Source organism: Butyrivibrio sp. LC3010 (assembly GCF_000424385.1).
Lineage (GTDB): Bacteria > Bacillota > Clostridia > Lachnospirales > Lachnospiraceae > Butyrivibrio.
Genome location: NZ_AUJU01000012.1, coordinates 63,098 through 82,656, shown reverse-complemented (window position 1 = coordinate 82,656; position 19,559 = coordinate 63,098). Strand labels below are relative to the sequence as shown.

The following is a 19,559-nucleotide window of genomic DNA, read 5'->3' as shown; positions in this document are numbered from 1 at the left end:
AGTCCAAGTAACATTCTGATTATTCTCATAATTCTGTCCTCCTACTCTTAGTGAAAGTGCGCTACATATGCGCCTTTACAGTAAAAATGTCATTTCCTTACTTCCAAGAATAGTTTATCAGTCAAATTATCACAGAATTGTCACTCATTATCCCTACTGCAATTTATTAATTGTAAACGGCAGATATAGCTGAGTTTACTATAGCAATCAGCCTGTCTTAACTACCAGCTGTTCAAGTGATGCTCCCTGCTTATGGGCATGACTATATATCTCCGTGCACTTCTTATATTTATCAAAAGTCTTTAGTGCAGCGTCTTTATCCCCGTAAACCTTCCAGAATCCTGTGTACTTTACCCCTTCCTCAGGACTTTTCATGAATCCCAGCACATCCTCCACAGGATAGCCCAGGAAAAGTCCTATCTCATGAGGAAAAGACGGATCACTTGAAAGATGCCTTGCAAGCTGAGCCACGCACAGATCCGCGTTTTTGTAAGAATACCCCTTTTCCTTAAGAATCTTGCAGACCTCTTCATTTGCAAAATCCCGTTTCAAAAAGGAAGGTCTGTATAGATAAATAAGCACATGCCCCTTTGAGTATTTGACAGGTATCATTCTCAGACCTTTACCGCAAAGCCTTGAATTAAACTCCCTGACTTCACAGTTAAACCTGTCCCTGTCATCAATTTCTACAGAAAAAAGATTTCCTGTCTTAAGTCCCGCCAAGGTAGGCGAGCACAGCCTGATAAGTAGCTGGTCCCCCATTTAACCTTCCTCCTTTAGTAAAACTCTACATTTATTCCACCCTGATACGGATACCGTAAACTTCTGCAAAAATTGCATTATCAGTATCCAATCACTCTTTGTTAGTTATTGCTAACTTCAGTTTTAAAAATCAGCTTCCTGTAACAAACAGGAAGCTTTTAATAGTCTATTACTCAACATTTTTAAGCGCTTCATTCATAGGAATTTTACTAATTCTCCTATATTCAATCACTGCCACAACTGCATATGTAATTACTCCCATAAAAAACATCTTTACATACACAGAAGGATCAAGCCAAATGATCAGCCACCCACTCATCATCTGCTTCAACATCGCCTTAAATATTCCCACCATAATAACAGACAGAATCGGATATTTCCAATGAAATCCAAGATTCTATCACTCACTGGAGCTTGATCATATCTATTCTTTCAACAACCCCTATGTCTTCTAAAGCCTTTATCATGCGATAAACTGTTGCTGTTCCGATAGTTTTATCCATATTACGAACAATACAGCAGATATCCTTGCATGAAGCCCCATCATTCTCGGCAATCACATTTGCAACAATTCGTCTTTGCTTTGTGATGCGCATGCCTTTAGCCCTAAGTGCAGTTATTATCTGTTCATTACTCATGCTATGTCCCCACCAATTCACTAGTCTGATATTACCTTCACTGTTATGTTAGCGAGCGCTAACCTTATATTTAAAAGTAAAGCCCTCTCAACAGGGCTTCTCTTTATTTGCTTTTCCATATTTATGACAATTGCCTGCCATAGGACATCCAATACAATGAGTGCCCTTCTTTTTTTCCTTATAAATATATCTGATTGCCAATCCTACAATCACTACAATCACTGCGCCTGCAACTATATTGACCATATTACTTCCATCCTGATTAAAACTTATGATAATGCTAATAGAATAACCTCTGATATATAGGATAAATTTAATTCACCGATATAACCTTGTAATCTAAAGCCTCTATCGCATTTATCAAAACAGCATCGTCCACTTCACGGTCATATTGAACTACTGCTTCTTTTTTTCTGAGATTCAGTTTTGCTGAAACTCCGTCAATTCTATTAATCGCACGTTTAACTCTATCTGTGCAATTTTCACAATGCATTCCATCAATCTTAAACACTTTACTCTTGATCACGGGACCATCAAGCTTTTTATCAGACTCCCTTACTGTAGAGCCTCCCCCACAGCATCCACCTTCTCCCTTAAAGTGTTTAATTGTGCCCCTTAGAGCTATAGCCAGTATTATCACCAACCCTATGATGATAAGTATATTAGATACCATATTTTTTCCTTTTTGATAGTCGTCAATATAAACAAGTCATATGAAAGTAAAGCCCGTATAAAACGGGCTTACTTTCGCTATTAACATTTTATCAATCAAGCTTGTACTCAAGTACCATTGCTTTCTGATTTCTTCTGATCAGATATACTATTATACCTGCAAATACTGCAATTGCAATAATTCCGTAGATAAATCCTGCACCTAAGCTGCCTGTTGTAACGAGTGTACCGATCTGGTATACAAGGAATCCAACTGTAAATCCTGTTGCAAGCTGAAGTCCGATTGCACCCCATAACCACTTTGCTGACTTCATTTCTGAATTCATGGCACCAAGAGCTGCAAAGCACGGAGGTGTATATAAGTTGAACATAAGATATGCAAGTGCTGCAACCTTTGTGATTCCCATAACTGCTGCAACTGCATTTCCTTCACCGATAAGCTCAAGTTCTTCTGTATCAATAAGGTTTGAAATTGCAAATACTGTAGCGATTGTTCCAACAACGTTCTCTTTTGCGATAAATCCTGTGATGGCTGCTGCTGCAAGCTGCCAGCTGGCAATTCCTACAACAGGAACAAGGAGATAAGCAAAAGGTCCTGCAACGGTTGCAAGGATAGATGTACTCTCCAAACCTTCTTCCACAGGCTGGAATCCCAAAGTAAAGCTCTGCATTATCTGAACTACTGTGTTACAAACAAGAATAATTGTTCCTGCCTTTACAATATAAGCTTTTCCTCTTTCGAGCATTGATTTTACTGCAAACATAAGACTGGGAGCCTTATATTCAGGAAGCTCAATAATAAAGAAACTCTTTCTGTACTTCATACCTGTGATAGCCTTGATGAGAAGTGCTCCAAACAGGATAAGTAAAATACCACCCATGTAGCAGATAAAGCTTACCCATTTTGACTCAGGGAAAAATGCACCTGCAAAAAGTGCTATAACCGGAAGCTTTGCTCCGCAGGGCATAAATGTTGCAAGCATTGCTGTAGAGCGTCTTTCTCTCTCATTTCTGATGGTACGGCATGCCATGATAGCAGGTATTCCGCAACCTGTACCAATAATCATAGGGATTACTGATTTTCCTGAAAGTCCAACTCTCTTGAATATAGGATCAAGAACTACTGTTGCTCTTGACATATATCCGCAATCCTCTAAAAGTGCGATGAGGAAGTACATTACCATAACAAGTGGAAGGAAACCTACAACAGCACCTACACCACCGATGATACCATCAACAAGCAGTGCATAGAGAAGCGGGTTGGCATCTGCCATCTTATCACCTACAAAGCCCTGGAAGGTTTCAATCCATCCTGCAAGCAGATCAGCAAGCCATGTTCCAACTGTTGTCTGTGAAATATAGAATACAAGCCACATAATAGCAGCAAACACAAATATTCCAATAACAGGATGTGTTACTATATCATCTATTTTATCGCCAAAATTTCTGTCCTTTGTAAGAACCTTACGATTTTCAACTTCACTTACAATCTTATTAACGAATTCGAAGCGCTTTCTGTCAGCTGCTTCAACCGCATTCTTATCTGTTACATCTACGTTGCCCTGAACATAAGGCTCGCTCTGTCCTTTTCCATAAAGGTCAGCTGCAGCCTTAACAACATCCTTAAGACCTTTTTCTGATGTTGCTACGGTCTTTATAACAGGACATCCAAGTTTTTCCGATAAGAGCTTTTCGTCAATGGCATTTCCCTTTTTATCATTGGCATCATTCTTATTAAGAGCAACAACTACCGGAATCCCCAATTCCAACAACTGTGTTGTAAAGAACAAGCTTCTGCTGAGGTTTGTGGAATCAACTATGTTGATTATGGCATCGGGATGCTCATTTTTAACGTATCCGCTTGTGATGCTCTCCTCAGAAGTAAATGGTGACATTGAATAAGCGCCGGGAAGATCTACAGCGATCAGTTCCTTGTCTCCATCGTAATAGTTTTTCTTGATTACGCTCTCTTTTTTGTCAACTGTAACACCCGCCCAGTTACCAATTTTCTCGCTTCTACCAGTCAGGGCGTTGTACATAGTGGTTTTACCACTATTGGGATTACCCGCCATTGCGATTCTCATAATTTTTTCCTCCTACTTTCTTCTCTTCATTTATATATATTCAAAGTCTGTGAATATGGGATTTAATCTTTTGGATTTTCTCAGTTCAGACTATAGAATACCGTTAGATCTTGATAGCTGAAGCTAACTCAGGATCAATATTATATCTTGCATCCTTAATAGCGACTACAAGATTGCGCTTCTTATCAATAACAGTAATATACTCACCACTATAACAGCCAAGAGAAAAGAGAAAGTTCTCCATCTCATCGTCCCCATCTGTGTCAATAGCTTCAATTTTATATTCTTTGCAGAGTTCTGCATCATTAAGTGTCATATAGTTCCTCCTATAAAAGCTGTTAGTCTTATATAATTTCCATTAGCATAGGCTAACTTTTTGTCAATAGATAGAATATGCTTAATAATAATTATTGTCAATAAGAAAAATAAAATTTTAATTATTTTTATAGATTATTTGCCTTAACCATCGCATATTCAAGCGCTTCACATTTGATTGTGCTAAATTCAAATATGCTCTACTCATATAAAATGCCGCATTGGCAAGATGCGGCATTTCAGGTAGGAGATTTCTTATGACTATGTATGTCATTTGTTAGTTATATCTAACAAGACTATGTTAGCATTGTCTAACTATTGTGTCAACATTTATTTCACAATTATTTTCACTTTTATTTAATGAGATTGCCTGGCGAAGTATTATCTAGCCTGACGGGGATTATTAGCCTGAGCTAACAGCATATATCAATAGCGACTATTCTTTAAGTAGTTTTTATTATCGTACATATTCTTGTCAGCGCGCATAAATACTGCATCTACATTAGGATCCTTAGCAAATTTTGACATGCCGCAGGCGATCACTATACCGCCAGCGGTAATAGCTTTTTCATTGTGCTCAGAAATGCTTTCTACAAGTTTTTCAATATCTCTATAATCATCCCCCTGCGATATAACTGTAAATTCATCCCCACCTACGCGATAAACCGGACTGAATTTAAAAATTCTGCATATCATCCTGCAGGCATCAAGAATATACTCATCTCCGGCTTTATGTCCCTTTGTATCATTGATTTTCTTGAGATCGTTAACATCAAGTATCGTAATGGCAAATTCCGGAGCTTTGTCCTCTTTAATTAGAAGGTTTAACTTTTTCTCTTCCTCCTGATATGCATTCTTGTTCTTAACCCCAGTTAGAGAATCTATATTTGCCTGATTATAGGCCTCTGCAAGTCTTTCCACATATTCATGTTTTATGAGCATTGCATCTGTTACATCCTGGCTAAGGCCAAGAAGGCACTGTCTGCCTGTATCGTCAGTAAAGTTCAGCTTGGTCGTCTGAAAACGGCGCATATTACCCGCAGCATCATGAACATCCTCAAAGAAAATATATGGCTTGTTCATTGCCCATGCCTTTTTATCATCATCCACAAAATGCTTGGCCGTGTCCCAATCAAATATCTCAAAATCTGACAGCCCCACAACCTCCTCCGGGCTGTCCTTATGGGCATACTCAGCAAATGCCTGATTACAAGCCAGATATTTTCCCGAATTAATATCTTTGGAAAATGTCATGGCAGGCATGTTTGTCAAAAGAGCTGAAACCGACTCCCTAAGCTCTGTTATTTTCCTGTTTGCTTCCGCTTCCTTTCTAAGGCGCTCATTTTCCTCCAGGAGTTCTTTATATTCCCCTGTGATTTTGTGTGTTGTATCACTGTTTCTTGCTTCACTCTCTAATTCATAACCGTTATTATCGATTTCAGTAGACGACAGAACAGCTATCATCACAGCAGCACTGCCCGTGAGCGGATTAATGGCTATCCTCCAAATCAATAATTCTATCTGTTTTCCATCATGTGTTATATCTTCAAGAACAACCTTCTTACCGTCTTTAGCGCACTTTAATATAGCATTTAATGAGTATCCTCCCTGACCATCCAAAAGATCTGCTACATCATACTCTGTCTTCGTATAAGAATCAGGAAAATTAATTCTTAGGAACTCTTTAAAATATTGATTATGCCTTATAATTGATATTCTCTTGTTCTTGCATTCAACCATCAGCATAGGCCATGTATCAAAATAGTTCCTAAACTGGCCTTCACCTGTGCCGGTCATGGAAAGATCATACAGATTTACGTTTCCAAGCCTTTCATAATATTCTGACTCCTCGGGATTTTCATAGCATATAGCAGTACCATTCTTATTTCTTTCAACTATCTCCTCATAAGGAATGGGCTTACTATAATAAAATCCCTGAAGCATATTGCATCCTATATTCTTAAGGAAATCAGCCTGTTCTTTTGTTTCAACCCCTTCAGCCACAGTACTAAGCCCCAGAGACATCGCCATACGTATTGTTTCTGTAAGGATAATCCTGGTTTTTTCTTCTCTTTCAAGCTGTCTTACAAAATCCATATCTATTTTAATCAGGTCAAAGGGTACTTTTTGCAATATGACAGGTGATGAGTATCCACTTCCATAATCGTCCATCCAGACACTGAATCCCAATAGCTTAAACCGTTCGATTATGTTTATCATATAATCAATATCATCTGCTATAGCACTTTCTGTAATCTCAATAACAATCTTGTCCCTTGAGATGCCGCTGACATCAACACGCTCCCGCACCTCTTCCACAATATCACAGGCATAAAAATCAGCCCTTGAGAGATTAACTGATACCGGCACAACATAAAGACCATCATCTGCCTGCATCTTCATTTTCTTAAGCACAGACTCCAAAACATATAAGTCGAGCATATAAATCATATTTGTCTCTTCAAGAGCCGGTATAAACGCACCGGGATTAAGGAATCCTTTTTCAGGATCTATCCACCTTGCCAAAGCTTCTTCATGGCAAACCTTTCCGTTGGTTGTTCTGATAACAGGCTGATAGTATACCTTTATCCAGTCTTCCCTTATGGCTTTACCGATATTTTCAACCACATATCGCTTTTCCTCGATAGTGGTCATCATCTTATTATCAAAAAGATATATCTTGTCCGAATAGTTATTCTTTTCTGAATCACAGGCAATCTTAGCCCTGTCACATGCCCCGCTTATACTGATATTTTCATCATCATAAATATACATGCCTATGCGAAGCGGCATACTTCTGTCAGCATCTTCACTATTATCATCCGCAATCAGCTTTAAAGCGCCTTCATGAGCTGCTTCTTCATCTGAATATATGCAGAAATGATCCGCACTGAATCTGCAGCAGTTTTCATGACTGAACATGGCTATGATTTTTTCCGAAAAGTCCTTTAATAATCTATCGCCCTCCTCAAGGCCATATTTCTGGTTAAACACCTTCATTCCGTTAAAATCAATAAAAAGAATGGCAGGTGTCTTCCCTTTACTACGAATTTCCCTGCATCCCTCTTCAGCAAGTTCAAAAAAATAGGTCATAGACGGTAGTCCCGTCAGATAATCATGATTGAGCCTGATATCATGGCTTCTCTCCTCAAGAGCCTTCTTTGCTGTCCCAATAAAAATATCCCTGGAGGTTTTCCCATCTTCAATATAGGCTCCCTGATCCATATAGAATACAAAAGCAAGCCTTACTCCGTTTTCTTTATAAATATGCCTTCCGGTAGCATGAATGATCCTATACTCATTGCCCTTTTTGCTTCTGTAGAGCACATCATACCTCCCGCCTTCGGTAGCAAAGCGATATGCTGCATCTCCAAGAACCGCCATATCGTCAGGATGCGTTCTATGATACATATTTTTATTCATCAGAGAATAAACTTCACTCCTTGGAAGATCTTCATATCCAAACAGTTCTACAAACCCCTGCGATATAACTACCGTGACAACTCTTTTATTTATGAACTGATAAATTGCAAAAGGTACTTTACTATTTTCCAAAAAATGCATTTCTTCAGCACTATAGGTATACTTATCCAACTAAATTACCTCCTTAGCCGGCTTTATTCAGTTTACAGATAGATAACTGCTTACATTTGAATACAAACATCATACCCGACATCATCTCTTTTCTTGCTCATTATCAAAGAAGATTGATGTTCCAATATCTTTAAGTTTAGTTCATCTATAAATGTATCGCTTAATGGATCAATGTCTAAATCCGGAAAACCAAACATTAAGTAATGTGATCTGCTGGTTTCACTACAGATAAGTCTCATATCCATACTTACGGGAGCCTTTTCTCCGGCATTGAATATCGGATAAAGAAACTCATCACAAATAGTGGAAATAAGCTTATCGTGATTACTGTCATTTTGAAATCTTGATATAAATTTTCGTAATTCACTGGCAAGGGCTAAGATATCTATGGTATCTGACTCAAAGCTTCTTTCAAGCATTCTTGAATTATACAGAAACTTCTTAGTTAACACCTTTTTAGGTTTATCAAAAAATTCAATTGGCTCACCCTGTTCATATATGCCTTTTTCCGCAAGAAAAACCACCTTAGACGCAGTATTTCTTGCAAAGCTCATATCATGTGTCACTATTACACTAGTCTGTCCTTCATTGCAAAGATCACTTATAACCGCTTTAACTTCGCCTACCATCGTTGGATCAAGTGCACTTGTTGGCTCATCAAAAAGAATAACATCCGGATGCATGGCAAGCGCCCTTGCTATAGCTATTCTCTGCTTTTGTCCACCCGAAAGCCATTCCGGCATGGAATTTTCACGTCCGGACATACCTACTCTTTTTAAAATTTGCCTGGCATCCTCTATAGCCTCTTCTTTTGACTTATTTAATACTTTCATCGGTGCAAGTATCAGATTTTCAATAACATTAAGATGTGAAAACAGATTAAAGCTCTGAAATACCATGGCCATACTGCGACGTATTTTGTCGATGTCCGCATCCGGCTTTAAGATATTCTCGCCATTTATATATATTTCTCCAGCCGTAGGTGTAATAAGTCTGTTTATGCATCTAAGAAGAGTACTTTTCCCGCAGCCGGATCCCCCGATCAAAAAAACTGTCTCCCCTTTTGCAACATCAAGATTAATATCGTTAAGTATAATGCCCTGACCATAATCCATTGTAAGATTCTTAATATTTATCAAATCCATATTTATACCTCGATATGCTCATTTGCCTGCAACAGATTCAACAAATTCTTCGCAATATATCCAATCAGGAAGTAAATTATTGTGATCGTAATAAGTCCAAAAAATGCGTCCATAGTTCTGGCAGCTACTATACTGGCAGCTCTTGTAAGATCCACCATGGCAACATATCCTACAACTGCAGTTTCCTGCATACAAATGACGAACTGGTTTTTATATAACTCGAGCCCTGTTGAAATTACATGTGGCATGATTATATATCTGAATGTCTGCCTCTTACTCATTGCCAGGGTTCTCGCTGCCTCTATTTCTCCTACATCTACTGCATCAAGAGAAGTATTGAATATTTCACAGATATATGCTCCTGTCTTCATAGTAAGTGCAATAATAATAATTATCGTAAGTGGAGCATGGATTGATCCGAATATCACATATACAAATGCCAGTAGCAGTACCATGGTTGGAATATTTATAAGAATTGAGGTTATCAGATTCCCGATCTTTACAAGTGACTTGTTCCCTGAACGTTTGCATGCACAAAGAAGCACTCCAAACATGGTTCCAAGGATAAAGCTTGCAATTGACAAAAGTAGTGTATTACCAAAGCCTCTTAAAAAGATTATGTATCTGTCTTCATTAACAAATGTGTAATAAAGCATTTTTCTCGTATAATCCATAATAAATACCCCTCAGCATATCACTCGAACTCTTCATAAAGCCCATAACTTGTCGATATTCCGTTTTTACTTTTTACTAAAAAATAAATGCCTATGGGATTTAATGGTATAGAATGATTGATTCCAAAGGTATCAAAGTCATCTTGATACAACTCACTCAGAAATCCGATTATCATCTCGTATCTGCCTCTGAAAACGCCCATAATCATGTCTTCATATACAGTTCCTGTTATTTCAACTTTATAATTTCTCGCATTTGCCCATGTGATAAAAGGTTCATAATCACTACCGACCCAGCAATCATTAGCATAATCATAGTACGTAGATGGAAAACCACTTTCATTACATGCTACAGTGATGGTTCTGCCCGTTCCTGTTGGTCTTATTATCTTTCCGTCGAATTTATGACCGTCAAACTCGCTAATTCTTCTCTGAAGATCCTGATATTCATCTGTCCTGATGTACTCCCTTAAAAATGCATCGTAGTCATCACATAGTTCCTTTTCATTTCGCCCAAAAGCAGCTACATACCCATATTGTCCGTAAATCGGCGGCACAATCTCCAATCCATCTGTCATGAAAAGTACGGTTTTTGCAGTCAACGCATCCAATGCAATAGCATCTATTCTGTCATGCTGAAGTGCCATAACCATATCCGGTAACTGATCATATCTTAAAATATTAAGATCCTTTCTTGCTGTCAGAGCATAATCTGACTCCCAGGCCAGCATTACTCCGACAGTTTTTCCGGAAAACTGATCGACCTTTTCTGCCCCGGACAAATTATTGTAGTTACTGTTGTTTGTTATAATAAAAACAATAACCGCTGCAACCACTACTCCCAAAAATGCCATTAAAAATTTATGTTTATTAACCATACCCATCACATCAGACTCTTAGACAACTACACTGATTCTTTGGAACTTTCCTAATGGATTATCTTATAATTTATTTTGCCTTTTCTAAATCTCATATCTCCTACAGATTCATAGGAAAAATTCCTATCCTTATCATTCCAGGAAAAATCTGTAATAACATACTCTCCGTTTTCATAGCCGTAACCGTCCCCGGCATCTTCATATAATCTGAATTTCGTATCAGCTCCGGGATAGATTACAACTTCTATATCATCCCCATCCATATATTCTGTACATCCGGCAGGCTTCCCTGTGGGTATAATCGCCCCTGCTCTTACAAATACCGGGATACTTTCAAGAGGACTGGTATATTGAATGGTCTGACCACCATTAAATACTTCATCGGTGTAAAAATCGTACCAATCACATTCTGAAGGCAGATAAACTTCTCTCCTGTCAGACTCACTTATCACAGGGCATATCATAAGACTGTCACCAAACATAAACTGATCTGCAATATCTACAGCTTTTCCATCAGATGCAAAATCAAACATAAGTGGCCTTATGATCATCGCATCATCAAAATGAGCCGCAGCGCCAATTGAGTAGATATATGGAAGAAGTTTGTATCTGTTTTTTATGGTATCGCAGATAGCTTCATAGTACTTATCGCCTCTATCTCCAAATGCCCAGGGTTCTCTGTCCACATCAGTACCATGAGCCCTGAATACAGGGAGATATGCGGCAAATTCAAGCCATCTTACATATAGCTTCTTATATGCTTCATCTATTCCGTCACTAAAATCACCATTCCAGAACCACTGTATTCCTTTTTTTACAAAAAAGGCTCCTGCATCAAGGGTCCAATAGGGCATTCCGCTTGAAGCAAACTGCAACGCGGCTCTGACCTGGTTTTTAAGTGTATTCCAGCTGGCAGCAATATCTCCTGACCAAAGTATGGTTCCATACTTCTGACTTCCAGACCATCCGCTTCTTGTCAGGTTTACTACTCTCTTTTCTAATGAACTGCTTCTTTGCCCATCCCATATGGTCATGGCATGATATTTACCAAATGCATTTGCAAGCTCAAAGGGCATCATATTTGATGCATCCTGCTTATACTCATAGTATTTTTCCCCATCAGAGGGTTCTACCAGATGTGTCCACTCAGGGGTTATGGGTTCGCTTGAATCACACCACCAGGCATCAACTCCATGAGGATACAGTGCCCTTTGGGCCTGTGACCAGTAAAGATCTCTTCCTTCTTTGGAAAACGCATTGTAAATATCAGTTCCCGGAAACAAAAGATCTTTCTTCTTAAATTCTTCATTATTCTCTGTCCCTGCACTCATATTGGGCCAAATGGACATCATAAAATGAATTCCCTTCCTATGAAGCCCTGCTATCATAGCCTTCGGGTCAGGAAACCGCTTTTTATCAAAACTCTTTTGTCCCCATTTGTTATCCTCCCAGCTCATCCAGTCAAGCACAAGGCAGTCAACACCTATATCCCTTTTCCTGAATTCCTCCGCTGTTTTCAGGATTTCTTCCTGATCACAATATCGCTCCTTTGACTGAATGTAGCCGTATGCCCACATTGGCAGCATGGCAGCTTTTCCTGTTATCCTTCTGTAATTTCTAACTACATCAAAAAGATCTTTTCCAAACAGGAAAAAATAATCCAGATAATGATCTGCTTCTGTCTGAATATATGCCTTCTCTTCATCCTCACAGAACATAAAAAGAGAATTTGTGCTTAAAAGGATTCCATATTTCCTGCTGGAAACCATCATTGGAATCCCAATTTTCTTATTTGCCTGATGTACATAGTAAGTGCGTTTCCTTAAATTCCACTCACCATGCTCTCCCTGTCCAAATCCTGTTAAAAGCTCGTTCTCCTGAAAATCAAAGAAAATCCTTGTCTTGTATGCCTCACCATACTGTTCTTTATCAGCCGCCTTGATCCTTTTCTTTACTCCGTCTGCAGTCACAACCTCTTCGATCTGCACCCTGTCGGCTTTAGCTGTCCTGAATAACGGGATTTTCTCAAGCTCTCTTGGATGTTTTTTATCCTCTGAAAGCAGGAGCTGTCCTTTATTATCATAAAATGAAATAACTCCGGACTTTTTATGTACTCTGACAGTTCCTTCATCTGTCTTTATGCTGATATATTCCATATTTTCATCAGTTACATCACCCAAAATTTCATAATTTAAGCTTCCGCGATAGTCCAAAAAGTCTTTTCCCTGCTCCTCGTTAAAGCTCCCGTCACCGGAAAAAGAAACTCTGACTATTCCTCCCTTTTGTGGAATAATCCTCAAAACACCGGCTTCAGACACCATAAAAACAGCATCATTTTCTTCATATACTTTAGAAATGCTTCTTCCCTTTGCAGGCACAACGTCCATCATAATTCAAATACCTTCTTTCCCCACTTTTCTTCAATTTCTGAACATGGTCATTACAAATGATTATGAACGGAATACCATCCAAAGTATATATTCAATTTTGTTTATCTATTTGCAATTATTGCTTAACCTATTATCTTTTATCTCTGTCAATGAACTCCAGTAATATTGTGGCTAAAATAATATATATTACTGTCCACAAAATCAGCCAGCTCCAGGCTCCTAACACTATATCTTTGTCAAAATCGTATTTCGGTTCCTGGTTCTGCTGGGCACATCTCATTAAAAGATCATCTCTCATATTGTTTTTTTCAATATAGACCAGTGCCTCCTGAAAAGGCTTTTCTCCTTCTATTTCAACATTTTTCATCTTAATGGCACTATTCCAGATAGATACCATCGGCAGGGAATTATAGTCCCCCTGGGCGCACATTGCCGTCAGCCCCCATTTGGTTGCCGTAAGATATGTAAATGGCATTGCTTTTTCAGGAAGTGAAAAGAATGCACCGGAAAATAAGAGCTGAACTATGAGCAAAAACGGCATGATAGTCATAGCCGCGGTAGGCGTTGTTGCAAAAGCTGAGATTAAAAGCGCACACATATCAGCGCAATATGTAATAAGAAAAAGGGTAAGTCCAAAATCTATGATTGGCCATTTTGTAATAAGACTCCTTTGTGGCAATTGGATTTCCATAAGATGACAGACGCCAATCATAATCGCAACCTGTAAAATGCATAGAATTGCCTGATAAATCATATGCGAGGCTACATATGCACTCATGTGAAGTCCTGACCTGTGCTCTCTTTTGATTATCGCACGCTCTCTGCATATTACCTGGATGGAATTGAAAAAGCCATTCCAAATACATACACATGCCAGGGCAAAAGTTCCCATCAGCGTGCCTTCCATTGTTTTAAAGAGATTCCCTCCAACCGCAAAATAAACAAGACCTGCAATTACTGCCGACATCGGCAGAACCTTCCAGTCATTCTCAAAAAGAAACATTCTGAAATGTTTTCCCAAATAGATGATAGTCTGAGAAAATCTTCCTCTATGCCTTTTTATCTTAGCAGCCATTTTTTTCACCCAACCTTTTCTATGATTCGTTTAGCATATTCCTCGACAAATTCGTCTGCTCTTCCCTGACCGCCTTCCTCTTTCTGGTTAATCGTAAGAAGAACATCCTCCAAAGAATCAGCTCCAAAGAACTCATAGGCTTCCTTTAACGGCCCATACCACGCCAGTCTTCCGGCTCTTGTCTTATCCTTTGCAAGAACTATAAGATCATCAAACAAATCTGCAACTCTGTCGGGAGTGTGGGATATTACTATTACAATTTTTCCTTCATCCGCTATCGCTCTAAGCTTTTCAAAAATGCTCCTTGCTACAACTCCGTCAAGCCCCGAATCAGGCTCATCAAGAATAAACAGGGAGGGATCGGAAATATACTCCATCGCTATGGACAATCGTTTTCGCTGTCCTCCTGAAAGCTTCTCAACAAGGCTGTTCTTTACGGATTCAAGACCAAACTCTTTTAGTACATGATTGATTCTTTCGTTTATCTCAATAAATCCAACGCTTGATGGAAGTCTTAATGAAGCAGCATCCGATAAAGTAAGAAGAACTGTGTCATTATCCCTCATCAAATCCTGTTGGGGGACGAATCCAACATCATAAATCATCTTGGAGTATTCTTCATAAATATCATTCCCATCAAGCTTAACCGTAGCATCTGCCTTTTCGTAGCCTGTAACAGCATTTACAAAGGTGGTTTTTCCTGCACCGGACCCTCCCAGAAGCAAAACCATGCGCCCCCTTGGAATAGTCATGTGGATGTCCTTAAGTAGCATAATTTTCTTAAAAAACTCAAATGTGGTTCTTTCGTTTATATTTACAGACAGTCCGCTATCCGTATCCTCGGTCTCTACTCCGCTGACCATAGCGCCATCCAGCTTTCTGTAATCTATAAACTTTTTGTTAGGCATGCATTTTTTTGAAAAACCGAGATATAAAAGAGCAGGAACTTCAAATATGACCAACAGCCATATGAAGTTTTTCTTTCTTTCAAAGACTTTTATAAGACCCAGGTATATTCTTATCTGATAAACATATCTTGATATATATACCGCCAGCAATACGATTGTAAGAAGAGCAACCGCCATCTCATTTTTAATGATATGGTTCAGGGATAAAATGACATAAGCAATAGCGGAATGGATAGTATATACCCGTCCCTCAAGCTCCCTGTCTGCGCACAAAGATATATGATATTCCCTTGCAAAAGGGATAAACGCCCAAAAAGACTTAATACCACATTTATTGAAGATTTTCCAGTATCCTAGAGATATCAGGAAAAACAACAATAAATCAAGAATTGAATTGAACATATTTTGCCCCCTCTTCATAAGACTCTCATTAATAATAACAAGTTATTATGAAACCCTCATAAACATAATATAACAATTTCAGAAAAAGGAACATCCGTAGTATCAACAACGAATGTTCCTTTTTATAATCACAAAATATACCCTACATATAGGACATTAATTTATCTATATCTTCTTTTGTTGTAGCCCAATCTGTTGCGAGCCTTATAACAGTGTGAGTATCATCAAGTTTCTCCCAGAATCCGTATACTACGTTCTCTGAAAGTGCTTTTAGCTTGTCATCCTCAAGAACAATAAACTGCTGGTTCGTAGGAGAATCGATATAAAGCTGATACCCCTTGCTTATGAGTCCTTCCTTAAGCATATTTGCCATATCAATAGCATTTTTACTGATATCAAAATAAAGATTGTCAGTAAATAATGTATCAAACTGTAGTCCCAACAGCCAGCCTTTGGCAAGAAGCGCGCCATGCTGCTTAATTACAGGTATGGGATGCTTAGTGGTAACTCCTTTTGTAAATACCACAGCCTCTCCAAACAAAGCTCCGACCTTGGTTCCTCCGATGTAAAAAACATCAACAAGACTTGCAATATCCTGTATTGTAACGTCCGTTCTGTCGCTCATAAGACCATAGCCAAGCCTTGCTCCGTCAAGAAATAGCGGAATTTCAAACTCTTTGCAGACATTGGAAATCTCTGTAAGCTCTGACTTAGTGTAAAGAGTTCCGTATTCTGTCGGATGTGAAATATATACTGCTCCGGGAAAAACCATGTGTTCATGGTTATCATCAGCATAAAAAGCCTTGATAAAAGCCTTAAGATCTGCGGCATCAATTTTACCAATCTGATCGGAATATCTGGTTTTCTCACCTGCCATGCTGTCTTTGACGCTTGGAAGTGTCAGTACTTTATGACCGGAAAACTCTATCGCTCCCGCTTCATGGGCTGCCACATGACCTGTTTCTGCTGCAACCACTCCCTCATAGGGATTAAGCAGCATGTCTATAATAGTCTGATTTGTCTGGGTTCCACCTACAAGGAAGAAAACATCCGCATCAGGACAATTACATGCTTCCTTTATCTTACCGGCTGCGCTTTCACAATATTTATCCGTACCATAACCGGTATTTGGCTCAAAATTAGTCTGACTTAATCGCTCTAATATTTTTGGATGCGCTCCCTTAGTATAATCACTGGAAAAAGATATTTTGTTACTCACGTTGTATGCTCCTGTCAAAAGTGATGATCCTTGAACGCTTTTCTTTATTGCGTTCAGAAATTACATCATTATATTTTATTCTTTGCATCCTCTAATGCTGCAATGACCTTATCACACCAGCTGTCGAATTCCGGATCTTCCTTCTGACACTCAGGATGTGAAAGTATGTAGTCAATAGCTATGCGTGCTCCCTCATCGAATCTGACTGTAGTAGTCATTTCGGGAACAAGTCTCTTTAATTTACTGTTATCAAAAACTACGGAAACAGCTTTATCTCCTATAAGGCCTCCCTCGAAGTCATAGCCGTATTTTTCGCCTACAGCACTTAAGAATTCTGAAGAAACATGATAAAGCTTCGGCTCTACTGAAAGGATATCCGCAACTGTCTGATGTATCTGATCCCAGGTAAGAACCTCATCTCCGGTTATCTGGAAAGCTTCACCAAAGGCATGTCTGTTGCCCATAAGGCCTGTATATCCAATGGCAAAATCCTTATTAAAGGTTAGATGCCACAAAGATGATCCGTCTCCGTGAACAATTACCGGTTTTCCCTCCATCATACGCTTTAATACCTGATAGGAACCGTATTGTCCGTGAACACCTACAGGAATACTTCTCTCATCATAGGTGTGGCTGGGTCTTACAATTGTTACAGGGAATCCTTCCTTGCGGTATTTCTCCATAAGAAACTCCTCACAGGCGATCTTATTTCTGGAATATTCCCAGTGAGGATTGGCAAGGGTAGTGCCTTCCGTAATCACATAATTTGCTGCGGGCTTGTTATAAGCTGATGCAGAACTTGTGTATATGTACTGCTTTGTCTTTCCCTTGAAAAGCCTGTAGTCACGCTCAACCTGCTCTACGGTAAAACCGATAAATTCGCATACACAGTCAAAGGTAAGGTCTCCAATCTTTTCCAGGACCTCTTTTTCATTATTGATATCAGCTGTGATAAAATGTGTATCCTTCGGGAGGACCTCTGAGCGGTTTCCACGATTAAGAACCCATACGTCCCAATCAAGCTCATTGACAAGACGTTTCACGATTGCAGTACTTATTGTACCTGTTCCACCGATAAATAATGCCTTTTTCTTCATCCGTAAATCCTCCTTATTTGGTCCGATGCTTAAGACATTTTGGATACATGTTCAAATTCGTCCAAAATATCCTGCTCTGGTGCCTTTGTTAAAAGACTTACAATTACTATAAATACTAACGCTACAATAAATGCAGGTGCAAGCTCATAAAGATCCCAGAAGCCACCGATAGGTCTTACATAATATTTCCACAAAAATACCATGCTGCCGCCAGAAATCATGCCTGCCATAACACCGAATTTATTTGTTCTTTTCCAATACAGTGACATAATCATTGCAGGTCCGAATACCGCACCAAAACCAGCCCATGCAAATGATACAATACCAAATACCGAACTATTGGGATTCCATGCAATTAATACCCCAAATACTGCTACAACAATAAGTGTAATGCGGGCAGTAAGCATAGCAGCTTTCTCATTAAGCTTAATACCAAAGGTCTCCTGAATAATATTTTCAGAAACCGCTGAAGATGCTGCAATCAGCTGAGAATCTGCCGTAGACATGGTTGAAGCAAGAATTCCTGCCAGTACTACACCAGCTAAAAGTGCAAAGAAAAAGCCATTTTCACTTATCTGATGAGCTAAAACAACTATCAGAGTCTCTGCTTTGGAAGAACTTCCGGGATTCTCAGGATCAATAAGAGATTCCAGAACATTTGCCTCTGTCATTGCTCTTCCGACTACTCCAAGGAATACTGCTATAAACAGTGAAAAAACAACCCATACAGATGCTATTCTTCTGGATAATTTTAAGTCAGTAGCCTTACGGGCAGCCATAAATCTTAAGAGAATATGTGGCATTCCGAAATATCCAAGTCCCCAGCAGAACATCGTAATCTTATTAAATAAGCCATACGCATCAGCGGCATCTGTTATATTGTTATGAGTTTCACTGAGCTCCAAAAATCCTGATATGCTTTTTGAAATATCGATTACGGAAGATATACCTGCGACAGAATATATACCATATCCAAGTACAAAAAACAGTGCAATGGTCATAACGATTGACTGGATAAAATCAGTCTTTGAAGCTGCAAGAAAGCCTCCCGTTGTAGTGTAGCCGATAATGATTACAGCCGAAACGATCATCGCAAGCTGATAATTCACACCAAAAAGTGATGAGAACAATTTTCCGCAGGCTGAAAATCCTGAAGCTGTGTAAGGAATAAAGAAAATAATGATAAATATAGCTCCGAGACACAGTAAAATGTTGCTATTATCGCGAAATCTCTTTCTGAAATAATCAGGAATGGTAATAGCATCAAGCTTTTCAGTGTAATTCCTGAGTCTCCTTGCTGTGAAGAGCCAGTTCAGATATGTTCCTACAATAAGCCCGATTGCAGTCCATCCTGCATCTGCTATTCCTGAAAAATAAGCCAGACCCGGCAGACCCATGAGCAGATAAGAACTCATATCTGAGGCCTCTGCACTCATGGCTGTCACAAAAGGTCCAAGCTTTCTTCCTCCCAGATAAAAATCACTGACATCATTAGTATCTCTGGCGCTTACAAATCCCACCAGCAACATCATAGCTAAGTATGCCAAAATTGAGATGATAATACCTATTTGTGCTGTTGTCATATTTACTCCCCTTTAGTCTTCGACCTAAGGGGTACCGATTGCGATGGATTCCTTAGGTCAGTCCTCTTTTTTCATTTTTTTATATATACTTTATGATTTTATCACACTAAAGGGTTAAAGGGA

17 protein-coding genes are annotated in these 19,559 nt (G+C 39.0%); all 17 read right to left on the bottom strand.

The features are described from left to right. Nucleotides 1-207: 207 nt before the first annotated feature. Nucleotides 208-762, bottom strand: coding sequence for a DUF3793 family protein (locus G622_RS0110475; RefSeq protein ID WP_026510686.1), 555 nt, complete (start codon nucleotides 760-762; stop codon nucleotides 208-210). Nucleotides 763-931: 169 nt separating this feature from the next. Then, nucleotides 932-1,096, bottom strand: coding sequence for a hypothetical protein (locus G622_RS0110470; RefSeq protein ID WP_155831459.1), 165 nt, complete (start codon nucleotides 1,094-1,096; stop codon nucleotides 932-934). 70 nt (nucleotides 1,097-1,166) lie between these two features. Beyond that, nucleotides 1,167-1,400, bottom strand: a complete 234-nt coding sequence (locus G622_RS0110465) for a Fur family transcriptional regulator (protein WP_026510684.1) — start codon at nucleotides 1,398-1,400, stop codon at nucleotides 1,167-1,169. Between the two features lie 87 nt (nucleotides 1,401-1,487). Next, nucleotides 1,488-1,646: a FeoB-associated Cys-rich membrane protein gene (locus tag G622_RS25250; protein ID WP_081675265.1), complete on the bottom strand. Its 159-nt coding sequence runs from the start codon at nucleotides 1,644-1,646 to the stop codon at nucleotides 1,488-1,490. 67 nt (nucleotides 1,647-1,713) lie between these two features. Then, nucleotides 1,714-2,073, bottom strand: a complete 360-nt coding sequence (locus G622_RS0110455) for a heavy-metal-associated domain-containing protein (RefSeq protein ID WP_026510683.1) — start codon at nucleotides 2,071-2,073, stop codon at nucleotides 1,714-1,716. A gap of 91 nt (nucleotides 2,074-2,164) precedes the next feature. Then, on the bottom strand, nucleotides 2,165-4,156 hold the full coding sequence (gene feoB, locus G622_RS0110450; RefSeq protein ID WP_026510682.1) for a ferrous iron transporter B: 1,992 nt from the start codon (nucleotides 4,154-4,156) through the stop codon (nucleotides 2,165-2,167). 103 nt (nucleotides 4,157-4,259) lie between these two features. Further along, complete coding sequence (locus G622_RS0110445; RefSeq protein ID WP_026510681.1) at nucleotides 4,260-4,472, bottom strand: FeoA family protein; 213 nt, start codon at nucleotides 4,470-4,472, stop codon at nucleotides 4,260-4,262. Nucleotides 4,473-4,897: 425 nt separating this feature from the next. Next, entirely contained in the window at nucleotides 4,898-8,065 is a 3,168-nt protein-coding gene (locus tag G622_RS24615; protein WP_049945793.1) for an EAL domain-containing protein, read from the bottom strand. A gap of 50 nt (nucleotides 8,066-8,115) precedes the next feature. Then, the gene (locus G622_RS0110435; RefSeq protein ID WP_196814202.1) at nucleotides 8,116-9,210 is read right to left on the bottom strand and encodes an amino acid ABC transporter ATP-binding protein; all 1,095 of its coding nucleotides are present in this window, start codon (nucleotides 9,208-9,210) and stop codon (nucleotides 8,116-8,118) included. A gap of 2 nt (nucleotides 9,211-9,212) precedes the next feature. Then, complete coding sequence (locus G622_RS0110430; protein WP_026510679.1) at nucleotides 9,213-9,884, bottom strand: amino acid ABC transporter permease; 672 nt, start codon at nucleotides 9,882-9,884, stop codon at nucleotides 9,213-9,215. A 20-nt stretch (nucleotides 9,885-9,904) separates the two neighbouring features. Then, a complete protein-coding gene (locus G622_RS0110425; RefSeq protein ID WP_026510678.1) occupies nucleotides 9,905-10,768 on the bottom strand; it encodes a substrate-binding periplasmic protein in 864 nt (287 codons plus the stop codon). Between the two features lie 44 nt (nucleotides 10,769-10,812). Beyond that, nucleotides 10,813-13,152 (bottom strand): glycoside hydrolase family 31 protein, encoded by a 2,340-nt coding sequence (locus G622_RS0110420; protein ID WP_026510677.1) that lies wholly within the window; start codon nucleotides 13,150-13,152, stop codon nucleotides 10,813-10,815. Nucleotides 13,153-13,282: 130 nt separating this feature from the next. Further along, the gene (locus G622_RS0110415) at nucleotides 13,283-14,227 is read right to left on the bottom strand and encodes an ABC transporter permease (protein ID WP_026510676.1); all 945 of its coding nucleotides are present in this window, start codon (nucleotides 14,225-14,227) and stop codon (nucleotides 13,283-13,285) included. 5 nt (nucleotides 14,228-14,232) lie between these two features. Then, nucleotides 14,233-15,537, bottom strand: a complete 1,305-nt coding sequence (locus tag G622_RS0110410; RefSeq protein ID WP_026510675.1) for an ATP-binding cassette domain-containing protein — start codon at nucleotides 15,535-15,537, stop codon at nucleotides 14,233-14,235. 142 nt (nucleotides 15,538-15,679) lie between these two features. Then, entirely contained in the window at nucleotides 15,680-16,756 is a 1,077-nt protein-coding gene (locus G622_RS0110405; RefSeq protein WP_026510674.1) for a threonine aldolase family protein, read from the bottom strand. Between the two features lie 68 nt (nucleotides 16,757-16,824). Beyond that, the gene (locus tag G622_RS0110400) at nucleotides 16,825-17,853 is read right to left on the bottom strand and encodes an SDR family oxidoreductase (RefSeq protein ID WP_026510673.1); all 1,029 of its coding nucleotides are present in this window, start codon (nucleotides 17,851-17,853) and stop codon (nucleotides 16,825-16,827) included. A 29-nt stretch (nucleotides 17,854-17,882) separates the two neighbouring features. Continuing rightward, complete coding sequence (locus G622_RS0110395; RefSeq protein WP_026510672.1) at nucleotides 17,883-19,436, bottom strand: sodium/proline symporter; 1,554 nt, start codon at nucleotides 19,434-19,436, stop codon at nucleotides 17,883-17,885. Between the last annotated feature and the right edge of the window lie 123 nt (nucleotides 19,437-19,559).

Bases quoted from the DNA above. Each gene is read 5' to 3' on its own strand.
- G622_RS0110420 (WP_026510677.1), bottom strand. From the start codon at position 13,152: ATGATGGACGTTGTGCCTGCAAAGGGAAGAAGCATTTCTAAAGTATAT.
- G622_RS0110410 (WP_026510675.1), bottom strand. From the start codon at position 15,537: ATGTTCAATTCAATTCTTGATTTATTGTTGTTTTTCCTGATATCTCTA.
- G622_RS0110470 (WP_155831459.1), bottom strand. From the start codon at position 1,096: ATGTTGAAGCAGATGATGAGTGGGTGGCTGATCATTTGGCTTGATCCT.
- G622_RS25250 (WP_081675265.1), bottom strand. From the start codon at position 1,646: ATGGTCAATATAGTTGCAGGCGCAGTGATTGTAGTGATTGTAGGATTG.
- G622_RS0110425 (WP_026510678.1), bottom strand. From the start codon at position 10,768: ATGGGTATGGTTAATAAACATAAATTTTTAATGGCATTTTTGGGAGTA.
- G622_RS0110395 (WP_026510672.1), bottom strand. From the start codon at position 19,436: ATGACAACAGCACAAATAGGTATTATCATCTCAATTTTGGCATACTTA.
- G622_RS0110415 (WP_026510676.1), bottom strand. From the start codon at position 14,227: ATGGCTGCTAAGATAAAAAGGCATAGAGGAAGATTTTCTCAGACTATC.
- feoB (WP_026510682.1), bottom strand. From the start codon at position 4,156: ATGAGAATCGCAATGGCGGGTAATCCCAATAGTGGTAAAACCACTATG.
- G622_RS0110455 (WP_026510683.1), bottom strand. From the start codon at position 2,073: ATGGTATCTAATATACTTATCATCATAGGGTTGGTGATAATACTGGCT.
- G622_RS0110465 (WP_026510684.1), bottom strand. From the start codon at position 1,400: ATGAGTAATGAACAGATAATAACTGCACTTAGGGCTAAAGGCATGCGC.
- G622_RS0110430 (WP_026510679.1), bottom strand. From the start codon at position 9,884: ATGGATTATACGAGAAAAATGCTTTATTACACATTTGTTAATGAAGAC.
- G622_RS0110475 (WP_026510686.1), bottom strand. From the start codon at position 762: ATGGGGGACCAGCTACTTATCAGGCTGTGCTCGCCTACCTTGGCGGGA.
- G622_RS0110400 (WP_026510673.1), bottom strand. From the start codon at position 17,853: ATGAAGAAAAAGGCATTATTTATCGGTGGAACAGGTACAATAAGTACT.
- G622_RS0110435 (WP_196814202.1), bottom strand. From the start codon at position 9,210: ATGGATTTGATAAATATTAAGAATCTTACAATGGATTATGGTCAGGGC.
- G622_RS0110445 (WP_026510681.1), bottom strand. From the start codon at position 4,472: ATGACACTTAATGATGCAGAACTCTGCAAAGAATATAAAATTGAAGCT.